The organism is Glutamicibacter soli, from assembly GCF_003309065.1.
GTDB lineage: Bacteria > Actinomycetota > Actinomycetes > Actinomycetales > Micrococcaceae > Glutamicibacter > Glutamicibacter soli.
The window spans coordinates 26,602-45,165 of record NZ_POAF01000010.1; the positions used below are offsets into that span (position 1 = coordinate 26,602).

The 18,564-nt window shown below is 64.7% G+C and carries 18 protein-coding genes, 1 tRNA gene and 1 pseudogene; 10 read left to right on the forward strand and 10 right to left on the reverse strand.

Features of this window, described 5'->3' with window-relative positions:
* Positions 1-55 precede the first annotated feature (55 nt).
* The gene (locus tag C1H84_RS16485) at positions 56-721 is read right to left on the reverse strand and encodes a hypothetical protein (protein WP_113608010.1); all 666 of its coding nucleotides are present in this window, start codon (positions 719-721) and stop codon (positions 56-58) included.
* A 113-nt stretch (positions 722-834) separates the two neighbouring features.
* Between C1H84_RS16485 and C1H84_RS16490 the strand changes: the two genes are divergently transcribed.
* Positions 835-910: transfer RNA gene (locus C1H84_RS16490), tRNA-Lys, on the forward strand.
* Between the two features lie 63 nt (positions 911-973).
* Here C1H84_RS16490 and C1H84_RS16495 read toward each other — a convergent pair.
* Positions 974-1,555 (reverse strand): TetR/AcrR family transcriptional regulator, encoded by a 582-nt coding sequence (locus C1H84_RS16495; protein ID WP_237562437.1) that lies wholly within the window; start codon positions 1,553-1,555, stop codon positions 974-976.
* 302 nt (positions 1,556-1,857) lie between these two features.
* Here C1H84_RS16495 and C1H84_RS16500 point away from each other — a divergent pair, with 302 nt between their 5' ends.
* Complete coding sequence (locus C1H84_RS16500; RefSeq protein WP_113608011.1) at positions 1,858-2,781, forward strand: alpha/beta fold hydrolase; 924 nt, start codon at positions 1,858-1,860, stop codon at positions 2,779-2,781.
* A 10-nt stretch (positions 2,782-2,791) separates the two neighbouring features.
* On the opposite strand, the gene C1H84_RS16505 is transcribed toward C1H84_RS16500, so the two are convergent.
* The 7 genes and pseudogenes from C1H84_RS16505 to C1H84_RS16535 all read right to left on the reverse strand — a co-directional run bounded on the left by C1H84_RS16505 (position 2,792) and on the right by C1H84_RS16535 (position 9,505).
* Positions 2,792-4,528, reverse strand: a complete 1,737-nt coding sequence (locus C1H84_RS16505; RefSeq protein ID WP_082344593.1) for an MOSC domain-containing protein — start codon at positions 4,526-4,528, stop codon at positions 2,792-2,794.
* A gap of 46 nt (positions 4,529-4,574) precedes the next feature.
* Positions 4,575-5,168: pseudogene (locus C1H84_RS16510) on the reverse strand (dienelactone hydrolase family protein); the annotation flags it as partial.
* Between the two features lie 69 nt (positions 5,169-5,237).
* Entirely contained in the window at positions 5,238-5,489 is a 252-nt protein-coding gene (locus tag C1H84_RS16515) for a hypothetical protein (protein ID WP_047117676.1), read from the reverse strand.
* A gap of 65 nt (positions 5,490-5,554) precedes the next feature.
* Positions 5,555-7,159: an ABC-F family ATP-binding cassette domain-containing protein gene (locus C1H84_RS16520; RefSeq protein WP_113608012.1), complete on the reverse strand. Its 1,605-nt coding sequence runs from the start codon at positions 7,157-7,159 to the stop codon at positions 5,555-5,557.
* Between the two features lie 267 nt (positions 7,160-7,426).
* Positions 7,427-8,128: a class I SAM-dependent methyltransferase gene (locus tag C1H84_RS16525; RefSeq protein WP_047117678.1), complete on the reverse strand. Its 702-nt coding sequence runs from the start codon at positions 8,126-8,128 to the stop codon at positions 7,427-7,429.
* A 56-nt stretch (positions 8,129-8,184) separates the two neighbouring features.
* Complete coding sequence (locus C1H84_RS16530) at positions 8,185-9,156, reverse strand: SRPBCC family protein (protein ID WP_113608013.1); 972 nt, start codon at positions 9,154-9,156, stop codon at positions 8,185-8,187.
* 10 nt (positions 9,157-9,166) lie between these two features.
* Positions 9,167-9,505 (reverse strand): ArsR/SmtB family transcription factor, encoded by a 339-nt coding sequence (locus tag C1H84_RS16535; protein WP_113608014.1) that lies wholly within the window; start codon positions 9,503-9,505, stop codon positions 9,167-9,169.
* Between the two features lie 298 nt (positions 9,506-9,803).
* On the opposite strand from C1H84_RS16535, the gene C1H84_RS16540 reads away from it, so the two are divergent.
* From C1H84_RS16540 to C1H84_RS16575, 8 genes are all read left to right on the forward strand, one after another.
* Positions 9,804-11,027, forward strand: a complete 1,224-nt coding sequence (locus C1H84_RS16540) for a sigma-54-dependent transcriptional regulator family protein (protein ID WP_146956173.1) — start codon at positions 9,804-9,806, stop codon at positions 11,025-11,027.
* Between the two features lie 235 nt (positions 11,028-11,262).
* Entirely contained in the window at positions 11,263-12,786 is a 1,524-nt protein-coding gene (gene exaC / locus C1H84_RS16545; RefSeq protein ID WP_053797162.1) for an acetaldehyde dehydrogenase ExaC, read from the forward strand.
* A gap of 155 nt (positions 12,787-12,941) precedes the next feature.
* Positions 12,942-13,967, forward strand: coding sequence for an alcohol dehydrogenase AdhP (adhP, locus tag C1H84_RS16550; protein ID WP_047117683.1), 1,026 nt, complete (start codon positions 12,942-12,944; stop codon positions 13,965-13,967).
* Positions 13,968-14,120: 153 nt separating this feature from the next.
* Positions 14,121-14,534 carry a DUF779 domain-containing protein gene (locus C1H84_RS16555; protein WP_113608016.1) on the forward strand — a complete coding sequence of 138 codons (414 nt, stop codon included), beginning with the start codon at positions 14,121-14,123 and terminating at the stop codon, positions 14,532-14,534.
* A 292-nt stretch (positions 14,535-14,826) separates the two neighbouring features.
* Positions 14,827-16,023, forward strand: coding sequence for an epoxide hydrolase family protein (locus C1H84_RS16560; protein WP_113608017.1), 1,197 nt, complete (start codon positions 14,827-14,829; stop codon positions 16,021-16,023).
* A gap of 63 nt (positions 16,024-16,086) precedes the next feature.
* On the forward strand, positions 16,087-16,545 hold the full coding sequence (locus C1H84_RS16565; protein ID WP_047117685.1) for a pyrimidine dimer DNA glycosylase/endonuclease V: 459 nt from the start codon (positions 16,087-16,089) through the stop codon (positions 16,543-16,545).
* Positions 16,546-16,583: 38 nt separating this feature from the next.
* Positions 16,584-17,018, forward strand: coding sequence for an acyl-CoA thioesterase (locus C1H84_RS16570; protein WP_047117686.1), 435 nt, complete (start codon positions 16,584-16,586; stop codon positions 17,016-17,018).
* Complete coding sequence (locus C1H84_RS16575; RefSeq protein ID WP_047117687.1) at positions 17,018-17,350, forward strand: DsrE family protein; 333 nt, start codon at positions 17,018-17,020, stop codon at positions 17,348-17,350. Before C1H84_RS16570 ends, C1H84_RS16575 begins: the two co-directional genes overlap by 1 nt.
* A 71-nt stretch (positions 17,351-17,421) precedes the next feature.
* On the opposite strand, the gene C1H84_RS16580 is transcribed toward C1H84_RS16575, so the two are convergent.
* Positions 17,422-18,405, reverse strand: a complete 984-nt coding sequence (locus C1H84_RS16580; protein ID WP_047117688.1) for a diaminopimelate dehydrogenase — start codon at positions 18,403-18,405, stop codon at positions 17,422-17,424.
* Between the last annotated feature and the right edge of the window lie 159 nt (positions 18,406-18,564).

Sequence of the window (18,564 nt, forward strand, 5' to 3'; positions counted from 1 at the left end):
GGAATTCTGCCGTCCCAATCCTAAGGCCACAGGGAGGCGGAGCCGATTTTTGTTGCTAGTCCAGCGTGCCCTGGCGCCACATTCGGGCGCAGATCTCCAGATCCTTGGCGGTGTTGTCCAGCGAGCGCGCCCGCAAGGTCAGGTTGGTGCCGCGCTCGCTGCTGGCCAGGTCCGCGGCGTCGGCGTGCTCGGTCATGCCCAGGGCCAGCACTCTGCAGTAGGCGGCGGTGCGCTCAAGGGCGTGGGCGAAGTCCCCGTTGAAGGCCCCTGAGAGAATCGAGCTGGTCATCTTCTTCAGCTCCTCGGCGCTGGGCGGCTCGGCGGCGCCGGCGACGATGCGTTCGACCTCTGCGCGGTGGGCTCCGGCGGAGAACCGTGCGGCCATGACGTCGGGCATGTTCAAGGTGGCGGTGCGGACCGCGTACAGGCGCCAAAGCGCGCCGGGCAGCGAATGCGCCGGGGCCTCGCTCCAGAGTTCGGCGAGCACCTCGATGCCCTCGTCCTCGGCGACGGCAATCAGCCTCCGGGTGACCTCCGGGTCGTCGTTGGCCAGCCCTTGCTGGACGAAGGCGCGCGCGGACAGGTGCGCGGCCTCCGATATCCGCGCGGGATCGGCCCCGCCTTCATAGGGCTCGAAGTCGATCGGGGCGAAGGGGCGGGGTTTGTGATGCCGGTACCCCGACTCGTGGGCGGTTTGCGATCCGGAACGTGCACCTCTCATGGCGACTAGGTTACTCCCTTATCCTTGGCGTTTTCCGCTGCTTGCGACGTGGATCGGCCTCGATTAAGGATGGACGGGCACTTCAGGTAATATGGTTTCTGGCCGTAGGCCGTGCGCCTTTAGCTCAGCTGGTAGAGCACTGGACTTTTAATCCATTGGTCGCGGGTTCGATCCCCGCAGGGCGCACCAGACAAAACCCCGCCACCCCGGCTTCACCGGAGGAGGCGGGGTTTTCCGTGTTCCGGCAGGAGGCTAGCTATCGAGGCAGGCGGCCAGGGCGCGGCGGATGACCGGCGCGAAATCCAGCGAGTCGTCGACCGTGATCCGGTGCAGCAGTGCGCCGTCGAGCGTGGCCATGATGAATCTCGTGCAGCCCAGGGGGTCTTTGGCGCCCAGGGCGGCCAGCGTCGCGGTTGTCCAGTGTTCGAAGACCCTCCGGTTGTCCTTCAGCGGCGCAACAAGTTCCGGAGAATGGGCCAAGTCGATGAACAGCGCGTAGCGGGCCAGCGTCCTGCTGCGGAAAATCCCGCTTTGGGTTTCCAGCATTCTGGTGAATGCCTCCTCTGCCTCCGCGCGCTCGAGGATTGGCGCAGCTTGGCCGAAATCCTCGCGTTCGCGCTGGGCAAGGTGCGATGCGACGCCCTCGAGCAATGCCTGCTTGGTACGAAAATAGTTGGATGTCGATCCTGCTGGCAGCCCGGCTGTCTGGTCGACGCGGGCATGGCTTAGTGCCCGCACTCCTTGCTCGCCGAGGAGCGCAAGTGCTGCGTTCAAGGCCCGCTCTGCCCGGGAACTTGGGTTGGAAGTGGAAGTCTCCATAATTTCATTCTCCATCACTATAATCATAGTGACAATTCATTGTGGACGTAGTATTGTGTGAGAGTGGGCAAAGCTCTCAAAGTTGAATACGCCATGTTGTTGGCGCGAGCCGGTCTGGGCGTTAGGCGACAGGAAACCCTCGGGTGCTCCTGCGGGTCCTTCCAAATGACCCGAGCGCGAGCATGCGCCCTGGCTTTTGGCCAAGGTTAGTCGATAAGCCTGGGTCCCTTCCCGCGGTCCCCGATGCGTGATTGCTTGGCGCGCGGCAACACGGCGGTGAGAAGGATCCCAAGAATTTCACTGTGGTGGGATACAAAATGACTACGGAAAGCCAAGCATGGCCGGCCATGCCGGTGGTGGCTGGGGTCGACCACGAATTCCTGGAAGTCGCCGGTGGGCAGATGCACGTGGCGGCTATGGGGTCCGGCGACCCGGTGCTCCTGTTGCACGGATTCGGTCAGACGTGGTGGCAATGGCGAGAAATCATGCCGGCACTTGCGGCTCAGGGGTATCGGGCCATCGCGCCCGACCTTCGCGGTGAGGGATGGACTCGCCTGCCGTACCGGGACATCGATAGGACCCGCCGAACTCGAGACATCCTGGAATTGCTCGACGTTTTGGATCTGGGCGAGGTTCGCATGGTGAGCCAGGACATGGGAGCCGTTTCTGCATTCCAGCTGGCGATGCACTACCCGGAACGAATAACCAGTCACGTGATGATTGCCGTGCCGCCTCCGCAAATGCGATTTGATCTGGGCATGATGCCAGGCATGAGGCACTTGTGGCACCAGGAAGCGCTGTCCATGCCGAAGCTCGGTCCCTGGCTCATGCGCTCGGGACGAATGACCCGCCATTTCTTCTCGCCGATTTTCATGGTCCAGCCCCTGGACCAGGCAGTGGTCGACCAGTATCAGGCAATGATGAGCCATGAAAACTCCGCACGGGCCGTCGTGCCCCTTTGCCGCCGTATGGTCCTCCCGGAGCTGATGCGGATAATACGAGGCAGCTACAGGGCTGAACGCTTTGCCATGCCATCATTGTTCATTTTCGGAACCAAGGATGCTGGGTTCCCACCGGCAGTCGTGCGCAGGGCTTTCGCTGATACTTCCATTTATGGGACTGATGTGCGCTTGGAAATTATCGAGGACGCCGGGCATTTCATAGTCGACGAACAACCAGCGGCGATCATGAAGGCGATTTCCGAATTCTTCGACTCGCTCAGGCCGGACCCCAGAGAGTAGCTCCGCATGCCTAGAGCTGCAGTTCCAGGTCCTCGGCGGGAGCCGCCATGCAGGCCAGAATCTGGTTCTCCGCCACCCGGGCGCTGGGATCCAGCGGGTAGCCGACGCTGCCGCGGCGCAGCGTCAGTGCGCATTCGCCGCAGGACCCTGCCCGGCAGGAGCTGTTCGGGGTGAGCCCTCGGGCCTCCAGCGATTCAAGCAGCGTGCCGTCCTGCGGGCGCCAGGTGAATCCCGCCGCGCCGGAGGAGAAGAAAATCCGTGCCGGGGCGTACTGCTGCAGCAGCTCGCCCAGGTCGGCGGCGGGGGAGGCAAAGGTTTCCCGGTGGACGTGCTGCGGCGCGATGCCGGCCAGCTCGCAGGTCTCCAGTGCCAGCTGGGTGAATCCGGCCGGGCCGCAGATCACCACGCTGTCGCAGGACTCGATGGCCTGGGCCAGCTGCGCCGCGGTTGGCCGGCCTGCCCGGGAATCGACGTGGCTGATCCGGGCGGGCAGCCCCAGGCCGCGGGCCAAGGCGCCAGCGCGCGTGAACAGCTCGCCACCGGGCCCGCGCTCCACATGGAACAATCGCAGTTCATTCAATTCAGGTGCCTGGCCGGCTCCGCGAAGCAGCCCCAGGGCGGGGGTGATGCCGATGCCGGCGGTGAGCAGCGCGGTGCGGCCGTGCAGCACGCGGCGTGCGGTCATGGTGCCGTGGGGTCCCGAAGCCAGCAGCTTGTCCCCGGCCCGCAGGCCGGCCATCTTCTGCGAGACGGTTCCGGCGGTGCGCACGGCGATGCTGATGACGTCCCGGTGCACCGCGGTGATGGTGTAGTTGCGCCACAGCGGGTCGGGCAGGTGCACCCGCAGATGGGTGCCCGCCTCGTCGTGGGCCGCGATCCAGCCGTGCGGGTCGCGCAGCGAAATTTCCACCGCATCGCCGTCCAGCTGCCGGCGCTCGATGACCTCGAGGTAGCGCGGGGTGCGCTTGGCAGGCGCCAATGCCAGCGCGCGCCGGTCTTCGGAATCAATGCGGATCTCGTCCCCTGCCTGCAGCGTCCCGCCGGCCAGGACCGTGCCGTAGACGCCGCAGTGCAGGTGCCCGAAATGGCTTGCCAGCAGCCGCGGCCCGTTGACGTCCACTTGCGTGGTGGCGGGATTGACCGACGTGGCAGGGCAGCGCTCGATGGACTTGGTGATCGCGATCCGGGTCTCGCCGATACGCAGGACCTTGCCGATCAGCTCGAACTCGCCGAAGGCCGGCACCCCGTCCAGCAGGATGTTGCCGCGGTAGCGTAGCGGATCCAGCGTGACGCCCGCGGCCTTCGAGAGCGCCTCGACCGTGCGGGGGTTGATCAGCGAGATGCCAGAGAGGCGGGAATCGAACATCCCGTGGGAGGCGGCGACCAGGGTGCGGGCATGGCCTCCCTGCGCCGGGATGTGCGCTGCCATGTAGTCAGCGGCCGCCGAGCGCTCGCCGGCATCGGAGGAGTCGAAGGTGAAGGGAGCGGCCCCCGTGGCCGCCGGGGCTGTCACCGTGATGAATGGGGGAGCGGAGACGACCTGCCACTGTTGCAGGGACGTGTCGTTTTTCAGCGCGGTGAAGGAGCCGCAGGACTGCCACTGCCCGTCCGCGACAGGGGTGCTGCCGTTGCCCAGTGCGACGGCGCGGTCCCCGGCTACCCCGCCCTCGGCGCTCACCGCGGCGCGGGTGAGCTCCTCGGCGGGCAGGCCCTTGACTGGGAAACGGAACAAACGCTCGATTCGCATATCAAGATTCTAGTGGGCGGGGGAATTGCCGGGCAGGTTGATGGCCCTAGATGTCGGCCAGGAACTTCTTGATGCGCTCCATGACCAGCGCGCGAGCCTGCGGGTCGTGGGACGGCAGCGAGCTGTCGGTGAACAGGTGCTTGTCGCCGGGGTAGGTGAACAGCTGCGCGAGCCCCTCGCCCTGGTCGTTGACGAAGCGTTCGGCCGCCTCCAGGTCGCCCTCGCGGGCGAAGAACGGGTCGTTGTCCATGCCGTGGATCTGCACCGGCACGGCGGTCGGCCAGGGGCCGAAGCTCCATTCGGCATCCAGGTCCACGAATGACTCGAGCAGGACGGCGCCCAGCGCGCCCGGACGCTGCTGCGCGCACTGCTGGGCCAGGGCCGCGCCCCAGGAAGTGCCGATGTAGACCAGTTCGTCGGGCAGGTTCTTGAACAGCTTGTCCACGCGCTGCTGGATCTTGTCCTCGCCGACCTTGTTGGCCAGCAGGATGCCAGCCTCCAGATCCTTGGGAAGCTTGCCGGCGAACAGGTCCACCGGGTGCACGGTGTGCCCTTCGGCCCGCAGTTCCGCGGCCATTGCCTGGACTCCCGGGGTCAGGCCCTGGACGTGGTGGAATAAAACAATGGTTGCCATGGGAAAACTCCTAGGATCGGCTCGATGCGAGCCGGAATTCGGGGGTGCCGCGGTCCAGCGGGGCCGCGGCGGTGCTCAGCGTTCGTCGACCAGGTTGTCGATGCGTGCCGGCAGGTGCTCGATGGCGTGGGCCCAGCCGGGCATCTGGCTGTTGATTTCCACGCTGTAGCCCTCGGCCAGGTGGAACTCGGCGCAGGTCAGATCCTCGGCTTCCGTCCCCGCGTCGTAGATGAAAGCTCGTCGGATATCCTCCCAGAGCAAGGTGGCGGACTGGTCGATGACCAAGCCGGCGTCGACGACTTCTACGGTGCGCTGCGGGTAGGACATGGTTGAACTGCTTTCGGTCCTGGGCGTTGTGCTTTATTCAAGTCTACGCGGGCTTCCTGCATGAATCACGCCCCTGAGACCTCGACCTTGGCCAGATTCCGCGCGGAATCAAGGCTGAGCGCGTAGTCCAGTCCCAGCTGCGCGAGGAAGTCCTGGTCGTGGCTGACTACCAGCAAGGCGCCGCGGTAGGCATTCAGGGCTTCGGCCAGCTGGCGCACGCTGTCGATGTCCAGATTGTTCGTGGGCTCGTCCAGAATCAGCAGCTGATTCACAGGAACCGCTACCAGCAGGCAGGCCAGGTAGACGCGCAGCCGTTCGCCTCCGGAGAGGGTTCCCAACGGGCGGTCGACGCTGGCGCCGCGCAGCAGCAGCCGGGCCAGCGTATTGCGGATGGTCCCGGAGGGGACGTCCGGAGCCGCGCGCTGGACGTTGTCCAGGGCGCTGAGCGTATCGTCCAGTCCCGCCAGCTGCTGGGGCAGGTAGCCCACCCGGTCCACATGCAGAGTTCCGCTGATCCCGTCGGAGGGCCCGGCTCCGGAGAGCAGCTGCCGCAGCAGCGTGCTCTTGCCCGCGCCGTTGGGGCCGGTCAGCGCCACGCGCTCGGGGCCCTGCAGCAGATGCCAGCTGGTGCCGTCGTCCAGCTCAAGCACCCGCCGCCCGGCCGGCAGCCCCGGATCGGGAAGTTCGAGGTTGATGTGCTCGATCTCCCTGATCCTTGACTGCGCCTGGTCGACGTGCTGCTGCGCGGCGTCGATTTTCGCCTCGTACTGGGCGCGGGTCTTGCCGGCGTTCGCCTCGGACTTCTGCTTCAGGGAGTTGGCCAGGATGCGCGGCATGTTGCCGCCGAGCTGTTCGGCGCGGCCCTTGCGTTTGGTGCGCGCCAGCTTGGTCTCCGCTTCGGCGCGCTGCCGCTTTTCCACCTTCAGCGCGGAGCTGGCGGTTTTGGCCGCCTGCAGCGCCGCCTGCTGCTCGGTCGCCAGCTGCTCCTGGTACAGGCTGTACGGGCCGCCGAAGAAGCGCAGCTGTCCTTGATGCAGTTCGATGGTGTGCTGCATCTGCTCCAGCAGCTGCAGGTCGTGGCTCACTACGACGAGTGTTCCGGGCCAGGTGCGCAGCAGCCCGTACAGCAGCTGCCGGGTCTGGCCATCGAGGTTGTTCGTCGGCTCGTCGAGCAGCGTGACGGGCTTGCGCGCCAGGCGCAGCCCGAGGACCGCCAGCAGCATGGTTTCGCCGCCGGACAGCTCGTCGACCCGGCGCGACAGGTCCAGGCCGCCGAAGCCCAGCGGGGTCAGTTCGGCCTGGATCCTGGCTTCAAGGTCCCAGTCGGAGCCGACGGCGTCGAAATCCTCCGGGGCGACGCTGCCCGCCTCGATGGCCTGCAGCGCGCGGTAGGCAGGGGCGATGCCCAGCAGGTCCGCAAGCGTTGCGTCCGATTGCAGGGTGATGTTCTGCGCCAGGTAGGCGACGTCGCCAGCCGCCGAAACCTGTCCGGAGCTGGGGGCCAGGCGCCCGGCGATCAGCTTGAGCAGGGTGGATTTTCCGCTGCCGTTGGCACCGATCAAGCCGCTGGCGCCGGCGGGGAAGGTGCCGTCAAGCTGGGAGAGCACCTGCTCGCCGTCTGGCCAACAGAAGCTGAGGGAGGTCAGGGTGATGGGTGGGGTCAAGGCCATGGTGGCTCCTGTGAAGGCTGAGGAGGCAACCGGGAAAAGACGTCGTTGGAGGGTTCGTGGCAACAGCTGGGGAACCGGGGAAACGGAAATCTGCACCGGAAGCCGTGAATGAACGTGCGCCGCTGAATGGGGCGCGAGACTGTTCGAGGCTATGCGCAGATGAGATCCATGGTTTCGAGTGTAACAGGCGCACCCGGCCGTGGGGCTGGGCAGAAAAAATCGGGGCGTGCCGCCAGGCATGCCCCGATTCACAACTTGCTGTTCAGCTTACTTCCACGCGCGGTGCACCGCGACGATGCCGCCGGTCAGGTTGCGGTACTCGACGTTCTTCCAACCCACGTTGACGAACTTGCGGCCCAGCTCTTCCTGGCCCGGCCAGGCGGCGATGGACTCGGCCAGGTAGGCGTACGCCGAAGGATTCGGCGAGACCATGTAGCCCAGGGCTGGAATCACGCGCGGCAGGAACTGCTGGTAGGCGACCTTGATCGGGGTTACGGTCGGGGTGGAGAACTCGGCAACCACAATGCGTCCGCCGGGCTTGGTGACGCGGTGCAGCTCGGACAGCGCCTTCTCGGTGTCGTCAATGTTGCGCAGGCCGTAGGAGATGGTCACCGCATCGAAGGTGTTGTCCTCGAATGGCAGATCGTGGCCGTCGCCGTAGACGAATTCCAGCTCGGGGTAGCGCTTGCGGCCCTCGGCGAGCATGCCGTGGGACATGTCGCACGCGGTCACGCGCGCGCCGGCCTTGGCCAACGGCACGGACGAGGTACCGGTGCCGGCTGCCAGATCCAGGATGCGCTCTCCGGGCTTCGGGGCGATCGCCTCGGTGGTGATCTTGCGCCAGTAGTTCACAATGCCGCCGGTCATCAGGGTATTGAGCAGATCGTACTTTGGAGCAAGATTGTCGAACATTTCCTGAACCTGATTCGCCTGCTTGTCCAGGCCTGCGCGCACATTGTGGGTACTCATGACACTAAGTGTTTCACATTTGCCCCGGCCCTTATCGCGATTGTGGGGCGTATCGCTCAGAGCAGTGATTCAAGGCGTGCGTAGCTGGCCTCCATTCCCTCGATCATTCCGGTGGCCAGCACCATGTCGCGGGTTTGGGCGTCGGGGTAGGTGATGACCAGGCTGAGCAGGGTGCCTGACTGCACCGGGGTGAACGTCGTTTCATTGACTGTTGCCGGGTAGTCGGTGTCGATCATCTGCTCGGTGAAGGATTCGAAGCTGCGCGGGGTGCTGGACAGACAAACGCCGGCGAATCCGAACCCCTGGCCTTCGACGCCGGAATTCGGCTCCCACCAGTAGCGGTAGCTGTCTCCCACCTCCTTGGGCAGGATGCATTCGGTCATCTGCCAGCCGTCGGGGCCCAGCAGCCAGCGCTTCATGAGCTCCGGATCGTGGTGTGCGTGCCAGACCTGCTCCTGGGTGCCGCGGATGAGGCGGCTGACGCGCACCTGGGTGTCGGAAAGCAGCTGGGCTTCGGTGGCGAAGGTCTGCGCGTAGTTGCGCAGGTCGATCAGCACCTGCTCGATCTGGCTCATGGCCGAACGCGTGCCATCGATCATGCCCATGGCGACCACCTGCTCGAGCTCCTCGGCCGAGTCGAAGTTGGCGGTGATGGTCAGCTTGGACCCCTCCTCGTGGGGGTCGAAGCTGAAGACGGTGCGGGTGGCGGGAAGGTCTTCGTTCACTGATCCGTCGGAATGGGCGAAACCGTCGGTGACCTCGAAGAACTTGTGCTCGACGACCTCGTTCCAGATCCAGTATCCGTGGAACTGCTCGCCTTCAGGCGAGGTCATGTAGTAGTTGCTCCGGCCTCCGACCGCGCCGTCGTGGCGCGTGAAGGTGGCAGGGTATTCAACCGGGCCCCAGAACTTTTCGATCTGGCGGGGGTCGAGATAGGCATCCCAGAGCCGGGAAACGGGGGCCGGGAAATTGGCGTGAACGGTCAGTGTCAGCGTTTCCGGGTCCTTGAGTACGGAGGTGACAGGCATGGCGAAATCCTTAGTCGGTTTCATCTGCGAGGAAGTCATCGAGCCGGCTGATGCGCTGACGCCAGATGTCCTCGTAGGCGGTTAGCAGTTCCTGGACGTGTCGGATGGTGTCCGGCTGGCCGCGGACGATGCGTTCGCGGCCACGTGCGATCTTGGTAACCAGGCCCGCCGCTTCAAGGGCGGCCACGTGCTTCTGCACCGCGGCAAACGACATGTCGTAGGCCGCGGCCAGGTCGCTCACGCGCACCTCGGCGCTTAACGTCCGCCGCACGATGTCTCGTCGTGTGGCGTCTGCCAAGGCGCGGAAGACCTTGTTTACCTGTTCATCGCTCAACTCATATACAACCATTTGGTTGTATATTACTCCCGCTGCGCGCCAGAGGGAAGGGGGCGGATCAAATTAGTTCTCCGGAGCCAGCATTGTGTTTAAAGGGGAGATAAATCACCTATTATGCAAGGTGTTAAGTCTCCTATGGATCGCGTCCGACCAGCGGCGACGCCGCCGTTTCGTGCGCGGAGTCCAGGGGCCGTGGACCGGATCAACAGGATGATCACTACAAATCCCCACCCGCATGCCCTAGTGTGTAAGGTACGCATGGGAAAGTGACCTGCGTTACGCTGAATTTTTACAGGTATCTGGAGTCACGGTGGGCGAAACTGGCATGGACTGGTCGGCTGCGGCGAGCCAAGCGCGCAAAGCGCACGAGCTCTTGGGGTCGCATCTGGCTGACCTTGACGCGCTTCCATTGAGGAACGTCGTTCGCGAGTCGTGGCGGCGATCCCTCTCGAACCCTGCGCAATTCAGCTATCCCTCGACGCTCAGCGACGACAGCCTTCGTCTGGCGCGGGAGCGCAGCGAACTGCAGCGCATTTGGCCTGTTTTCGAAAAGTTGCTGGTTCCCGCCGCCAGCGACGCTAATCTTCTGGTGGCCCTTGCCGACGCGCAGGGGACGCTGCTGTGGGTTGCCGGCAACCACGGAGCCATGGACGGCGCTGAAAATGTCGGGTTCAGCGCGGGCGCGAACTGGGGCGAATCTTCGGTGGGCACGTCGGCTCCAGGGCTGGCGCTTGCGACGGGAAGCGGCGTCCAGGTTTCCGGCGCTGAGCACCTCTATGAGCACGTGCACCACTTGAACTGTTCCGCGGTGCCGATCCGCAACCCGCGGACCGGCCGCATCATCGGCGCGGTTGATCTGACCGGCGGTGCTGATGCGATTGCCGTGCATTCGCTGCCGCTGCTTCAGGCGGCGGTGGCTGCGGCTGAGGGGCAGCTGCTTCTCCCGTCACTGGCTGAGGAGCGGGTGGATGAGGATTTCCTCGATTTGTGCGCCAGTGACGGCCCGCGGCTTTCCGGCAAGCCGTTGTCCCTTCGCCATGCGGAGATCCTGACCATACTTGCGGCCCAACCCCGCGGGCTGAACAGCGCCCAGTTGGTCGAAGAGCTTTTCGAACAGCCCGACAATGCTTCCGAAGGGACCCTGCGCTCCGAGCTGGTGCGACTGCGCAAGGCGCTCGCTGATTCGCCTGACCGCCGCATCGCCGCACGCCCCTACCGCCTGGAATGGGAACTGCAAACCACGCTGACCATGCTCTGGCAGGCCATGGAGGAGGGCGATCTGGAACGGGCGCTGCAGCTGTATCCCGCCGAGATCCTCGTGCGCTCGCAGGCCCCTGGCATCGTTGCGCTTCGCTACCGCGCGCAGATTGCCCTGCGGGAAATGGTGCTGGATCGCGGCACCGCACAGCAGTTGCTGCGGCTTGGAAGGCAGAGCGCGGATTCTCAACTGCTGCTGGCCGCCCTGCGTGAATTGCCGCTGGATTCGCCGGCGCGTTCACTGGTTGTCGCTGAGATTGAAGCGCTGGACGGGTAGTCGATCCCGGAGTTCGTTCGCGTTTTTTTCGCGACACGGCCCGATGCCACGGCGCTTGCCGCGGGGAGTGCGGGTCGGGTCATGTCGTGGAGCCGGTGCACTTCCTGACACCGCTGCGCAGCGTTGCAACGTTGTGCAACCTTCTCGCAACGTTTAAGTGACTAGAGTCACATACCAAGACGGCGAGGCATCCAGCCACCGGCACGAAGCGAAGAGACGAAGGAGTCACGCAGCCATGAGCATCTACGCAAACCCGAACACCGATGGAGCATTGGTCAACTTCAAGTCGCGGTATGAGAACTACATCGGCGGCCAGTGGGTTGCTCCGGCCAAGGGGATGTACTTCGAAAACATCACCCCGGTTACCGGCAAGTCCTTCTGCGAGGTCGCACGATCCACCGCCGAAGACGTTGAAACCGCACTGGATGCGGCGCACGCGGCGGCACCGGCCTGGGGCAAGACCAGCCCGGCGGACCGTGCCCTGGTCCTGAACCGCATCGCAGACCGCATCGAGGAAAACCTTGAAATGCTGTCCGTCGCGGAAACCTGGGACAACGGCAAGGCCATCCGCGAATGCCTCAACGCCGACCTGCCGCTGGCAGTGGACCACTTCCGCTACTTCGCAGGCGCCATCCGCGCCCAGGAAGGCAGCCTCTCGCAGCTCGATGACAACACCACCGCCTACCACTTCCACGAGCCGCTGGGTGTTGTCGGACAGATCATCCCGTGGAACTTCCCGCTGCTGATGGCCGTCTGGAAGCTCGCCCCGGCGCTGGCCGCCGGCAACGCGATCGTCCTGAAGCCTGCCGAGCAGACCCCGGTATCGATCCTGGTGCTGATGGAACTGATCGGCGACCTGCTTCCGGCCGGCGTGCTGAACGTCATCAACGGCTTCGGCGTCGAGTGCGGCAAGCCGCTGGCCTCGAACAAGCGCATCCGCAAGATCGCGTTCACCGGCGAGACCACCACCGGCCGCCTGATCATGCAGTACGCGTCGGAAAACCTCATCCCGGTCACCCTGGAGCTCGGCGGCAAGTCCCCCAACGTGTTCTTCGAGGACGTGGCGGCCAAGGACGACGCCTTCTACGACAAGGCCCAGGAAGGCTTCACGATGTTCGCGCTGAACCAGGGCGAGGTCTGCACCTGCCCGTCGCGCGCGCTGGTCCAGGAAAGCATCTACGGCGAATTCATGGAAAAGGTCGTGGCCCGCACCAAGGCCATCAAGCAGGGCAACCCGCTGGACACCGACACCATGATGGGTGCCCAGGCCTCCAACGACCAGCTGGAAAAGATCCTGTCCTACATGGACATCGGCAAGGCCGAGGGAGCCAAGCTGCTCACCGGCGGCGGGCGCGCGGACCTGGGCGGCGACCTGTCCGGCGGCTACTACGTGCAGCCGACCATCTTCGAAGGCACCAACAACATGCGCATCTTCCAAGAGGAGATCTTCGGCCCGGTGGTCTCGGTGGCGAAGTTCAAGGACTACGACGATGCGATGGCCATTGCCAACGACACCCTCTACGGGCTGGGCTCGGGCGTGTGGAGCCGCAACGGCAACACCGCCTACCGCGCAGGCCGCGACATCCAGGCCGGACGTGTCTGGGTCAACCAATACCACGCCTACCCGGCGCACTCGGCTTTCGGCGGCTACAAGTCCTCGGGCATCGGCCGCGAAAACCACCTGATGATGCTGGATCACTACCAGCAGACCAAGAACCTGCTCGTCTCCTACTCGGAAGACAAGCTCGGCTTCTTCTAAACTGCGATACCCCAACGCAGCCCATCCCCCATCCTCTGTCACCATCCCCACGCACGACCGACAGTTTCACAGACCCCGAAGGCTCGGGGCGGTTCCGGAGCACCAGCTCCAGGACCGGCCCCGGTCTTCGAAAAACACTGCAAAGGACTTTCCCCATGAGCACCATGAAAGCTGCCATTGTTGAAGGCTTCGGCGAAGAACTCAAAGTAGCCGACACCTCGATCCCCGAGCCGGGCCCGGGCCAGGCCCTGGTCAAGCTCATCGCCTCGGGCGTGTGCCACACCGACCTGCACGCCGCCGAAGGCGACTGGCCGGTCAAGCCCAAGCTTCCGCTGATCCCGGGCCATGAGGGTGTCGGCACCGTCGTCAAGGTCGGCGAAGGAGTCACCGAGGTCAAGGAAGGCGACCTCGTCGGCAACGCCTGGCTGGCCAGCGCGTGCGGCAGCTGCGAATTCTGCCGCACGGGCTGGGAGACCTTGTGCGAATCCCAGTCCAACGGCGGCTATTCGATGGACGGCTCCTTCGGGCAGTACATGCTGGTGGACGCGAAGTTCGCCGCGCACATCCCCGAAGGCTCGGACCCGCATGAGATCGCCCCGGTGCTCTGCGCCGGCGTGACTGTCTACAAGGGCCTGAAGATGACCGGCGTGCGCCCCGGCCAATGGGTTGCGATCTCCGGCATCGGCGGCCTGGGCCACATCGCAGTTCAATACGCGGTAGCCATGGGCATGCGAGTTGTCGCCATCGACGTCGCCGATGACAAGCTGGCCTTGGCGACCAAGCACGGAGCTGAACTCACGGTGAACGCCTTTGCGCAGGATCCCGCCACCGTGATCCAGGAAAAGATCGGCGGAACCCACGGCGTGCTCGTGACCGCGGTCCACCCGGCGGCTTTCGGCCAGGCCATTGGCATGACCCGTCGCGGCGGAACCATCGTCTTCAACGGCCTGCCGGCCGGCGACTTCCCGGCCCCGATTTTCGACATCGTCCTCAAGGGCCTGACGATCCGCGGTTCGATCGTCGGCACCCGACAGGACATGATCGAAGCGCTGGACTTCTATGCGGCAGGAAAGATCAAGCCGACTTTCCACACCCGCCCGCTGGAAGACATCAACGCGGTCTTTGACGAAATGCGCCATGCGAAGATCGATGGCCGTGTCGTGATCGACTACACCAAGTAACCATCCAACCCCCAACCCCAACCTCCCCCCAAATCCCTGTGGCCCGGCATGACATCGTCTGCCGGGCCACAGGGGCATGGACTCCCGGAGACGTTTGGAGGACACTGAGCTTAAAGCCAAGGCCAGTGATCCCGAAGACCAGAGGAGCGAGTCATGAGCACGATTACCGAAACCCGTGCGGCGATTGCCGGTGAGGAATTTTCCCGCGTCGCCTTCACCGATGAGTCCCTTCAACTGCTGCGCAAGCTGTGGGGCATCCACGGCCCGCTGATGTTCCACCAGTCCGGCGGTTGCTGCGACGGCTCCTCGCCGATGTGCTATCCGGCCGGCGAATTCCGCACCGGAGGATCCGACGTCCTGCTCGGAGTGCTCTGCCTTGACGACGGCTCCGGCGGCGCCCTGGGCGATATCGATTTCTGGATGTCCAAGGAGCAATTCGAATACTGGAAACACACCAAGCTCACCGTCGACGTGGTGGCCGGCCGCGGCTCGGGATTCTCCGTCGAGGCTCCCGAAGGCAAACGATTCCTGATCCGCAGCGAGATCATCGAATTTCCCCAAAACTGATCTTCTGACGGAAAGCCCTGGCCGGATTCTCTCTTTTTGCGGAGCCAGCGAGGGCAATGAGCGGCGGGTCTGCGCCCGCGGTGCGCCGGACATCAACTGCATCGCCAAGTTGCGCCGGTTCCTTCGCCAGGTATCGGGATGCCCTGCTTCCGCCCGAGCGCCTGCGTCAAGCCGGCGCCGGCTTGAACCGTGATAGCCGGTATTCCAGCTCTCCACAACGGCGGCAGCCGCTAGGCTGGCACGACGCAGCTCCAAGGGCTGCGCCCCCGCCCGTCCACGAGAGGTGCACCGAATGCCGAGCATTCCCTATCAATTCCGCTTCGAGGCAAACGCGGTGGACGAACTGCGAACCCGCATCGCACAGACTCGCTGGCCGCGGCGCTTCACCGCGCAGAACTGGGATTTCGGAGTCGACCAGGACTACCTGCGCGACGTGGTGGACTACTGGCGCGACGGCTTCGACTTCGAGGACGCCGAACGCAGGATCAATGCGGTCCCCAACTACCTGACGTCCATCGACGGGCTGCCAATCCACCACCTGCACTCCCGCTCGGCGCAGGAGGACGCCGTCCCGGTGCTGCTGCTCCACGGCTGGCCTGGCTCAATCGTCGAGTTCCTCGAGGTCATTCCGAAGCTGTCCGCCCCGGAATCGGCGGAACTGGAATCATTCCACGTGGTGGCACCGTCGTTGCAGGGCTTCGGGGCTTCTCCCGGGATCGGAGAACCGGGGATGACCCCGGTCCGTATCGCGCATCGGATGGCTGCGCTGATGCGGGAGCTGGGCTACGAGCAGTTCGTCGTGCACGGGGGAGACTGGGGCACGCTGCTGGCCACGCACATCGAATCGCTCTATCCCCAGCGGGTGCTGGGACTGCATGTGACATTGACGCACCCAATCCCGCCGGGCGATGTGCAGGATGCCATGGCCCTGGTGCAGGACCACGAACGGAAGTGGCTCAAGGGCAACGAATTCAACGCGCTGGATGGCCGCGGCTACTTCGAGATCCAGAAAACCCGCCCGGAAACGCTGGGTTTCGCGTTGAACGATTCACCGGCGGGATGGTGCGCCTGGGTCCTGGACAAGTTTTACCAGTGGACCGACTGCGAACGCGACGGCATCAGGGACGTGCGCCATGCGGTGAGCTGGGAGAAGTTCCTGGCGAACCTGTCCGTGTACTGGTTCACTGACACGATTTCCTCGGCCATGCATTTCTACCGGGAGCAGTACCTGGCGCTGCGAAACGGGACCGGGGCGGCCGGCGAGGTCGTGGTCCCCACCGGGGCTGGCATTTTCCCCCAAGAAATCCTCAAGTCACCCCGGGCGTGGTACCAGCGGCGGTTCCCGCTGGTGCACTGGACCGAACATGAAGCCGGCGGACACTTCGGCGCGATGGAACAGCCCGAAGCCTTCGCCAGCGACCTGAGGGCCTTCGCCCAGACGGTTGCCGACCTGGGCCCGGTGGCCCTCGGGCAATCGAAGAGTGGTTGAACGGCGAAAATGCGGGTGGATCGGCCAGGTGGTGGCGCGGGGTGCCGACACTACACTTGAAGCATGCGCCTGTGGTCACTTCACCCGTCCCTATTGGATTCCAAGGGCTTGGTAGCCTGCTGGCGCGAAAGCCTGTTGGCCCAGAAGGTGCTCGCCGGCCAGACCCAGGGCTATGCAAATCATCCGCAGCTGATCCGGCTGCGCGGGCAATCCGACCCGCTGGAGACCGTCGGCGGCTACCTGCAGGGGTTGCTGGAAGAAGCGAAGCTGCGTGGCTACAAATTCGACGCGGCCAAAGTCCTGTACCCCGCACTGCCGGAGCATGCGGGCTCTGTGCCAGTGAGCACCGGACAGATCGGATTCGAGGCGGAGCATCTGCTGCGCAAACTGCAGCAGCGCGACCCGCCGCGCGCGACTTACTTGGACTCGTTGGGTGTCGGGCAGATTCCCCTGCATCCCTTATTCACCGTGGTCCCGGGGCCCATTGAAGCCTGGGAGAAGGATGCGGCAGTACGTCATTGAAGATGCATAGAAAGTGAATGTTTGTTGCAATGAGCCACATGAGTCGAAGTGAAAATCTCCCCGAGGACGGGGAAGAAGTGGAAATCCACCTGCGGTGGAGCGACCAGGACAGCCTGGGACATGTGAACAACGCCCGCGTGGTGACACTCGTGGAAGAAGCGCGGATCCGCTGGTCGGGCCGCCATGGCGAGTCGGACCTCTTTCCCCACGGGCTGGTGGTCGCCTCGATGAACCTGGACTACCTGCGACCGGTCTACTACACCTCCAGCGTCATGGTGCGGGTCGGTGTCCAGCGTATCGGCACCAAGTCCTTCGTGGTGCGGCATATCGGGTTCCAGGACGGAGCCCCCGTGTTCGACGGCAGCAACGTCATGGTGGCGCTCGCCGAGGACAAGCTCACCCCGCGGCCGCTGAACGAAAACGAGCGCAGCTGGCTCAGCGAGCGGCTTTTCCGAACGAAGGAGGCCGTCTGATGAACGGCCCAGCAGAACGGCACGTGCTTCTGCACGCCACCCAGGGACCGGAGGACATCGCGCGGGCCGTGGCGGCGCTCGCGACGCTGGGCGAATCCCTGCCCGATGCCCGGATCAGCGTCATCGTGAACGGCAAGGCGCTGGCCGGGGTGCGCAAGGATGCCGAGCCCATTGACCCGGCCAGCCGTACACAGGTTTTCGCCTGCGAACTGGGCATGAGCCGCAACGGCATCACAGCTGACGACCTGCAGGAAGGTTTGGGCACGGTGCCCTCGGCGGTGGTCGCCTTGGCCGCCGGGCAGCTGGACGGCGCTGCCTACATCCGGATCTGAGCGGACGGTCCGCAGCTTAAGCAGACCACGCCATGCCGGTTGCCGGCATGGCGTGATCCTCTGGTGCGAGTTTAGAGCATTTCGGCACGCAGCTGCGCGGCCGACTTGGGCGAGAGCAGACCCGGGGCGACGTCGAAGACGGTCTGCGCACCGGTGAGACCGGCTTGGTTCATGCGGTGCACGGCCCGGGCGTAGGCCACCAGCACGCTGGAAGTGAACTCGGGATTCGAGCCCAGCGCCAGCGAGTACTCGATGACCTGCTTCTGCTCATCGCTGGTGTTGCCGGAGCGGATGACGAATCCGCCATGCGGCATGTCCGCATGCTCGCGGGCCAGGGTCTCGGCGTCGATGAATTCAACCGTGGTGTCGTACTGGTCGAAGTAGTGCTCCATGGTGACGATCGCCTCGCGCACCGCTTCGGCGTCGGCGCCGTCCTCGAGCACCACGAAGCATTCGCGCTGGTGCTTTTCGCGGGTGCTCAGCGTTGGGCGCAGGCCGGCGCGGACCTTGTCGATGGCTTCCTGGCTGGGGATCGTGTACTGCACGCCGCCGGCGACACCCGGGACGCGGCGCACCGCGTCGGAGTGCCCCTGGCTCAGGCCGCGGCCCCAGAAGGTGTAGGTCTCGCCGTCGGGCAGCAGCGCCTCGCCGTAGACGCGGTTGATCGAGAACATTCCCGGATCCCAGCCGGCGGAGATCAGCGCGGTCTTGCCGGCGGCCTTGGCCGGGGCGTCCACGGTTTCGTAGTATTCCGGGATGCGTGCGTGGGTGTCGAAGCTGTCCACGGTGTTGTACAGTGCGGCGTACTTCGGGCCCTGCTCCGGCAGGTCAGACTTCGAGCCGCCGCACAGGATCAGCACGTCGATCTGATCGGTGTGCCGCTCCAGCTCGGTGATGGCGAAACGCGGCGCGGGGCTGGCCAGCTGCAGTTCCTGCGGGTCGCGGCGGGTGTAGACGCCGACCAGCTCCATGTCGGGGTTCTTCGCGATGGCGGCCTGTACGCCGCGGCCGAGGTTGCCGTAGCCGGCAATGCCAATACGGATTTTTGCAGTCATGGAGCTTGTTTTCCTTTGGGGTTTCATCCGGGGACCTGCGGTGAATGCCGCCTTCGCTTGCGGGCATCCGGCATGCGGCACGCACCTGGTCAGTGCTTCGGATTATTCCAAAGAACGCGGGCGCAGGGTAACTGCGAGCTGACTATGTCGTCGGGCCGC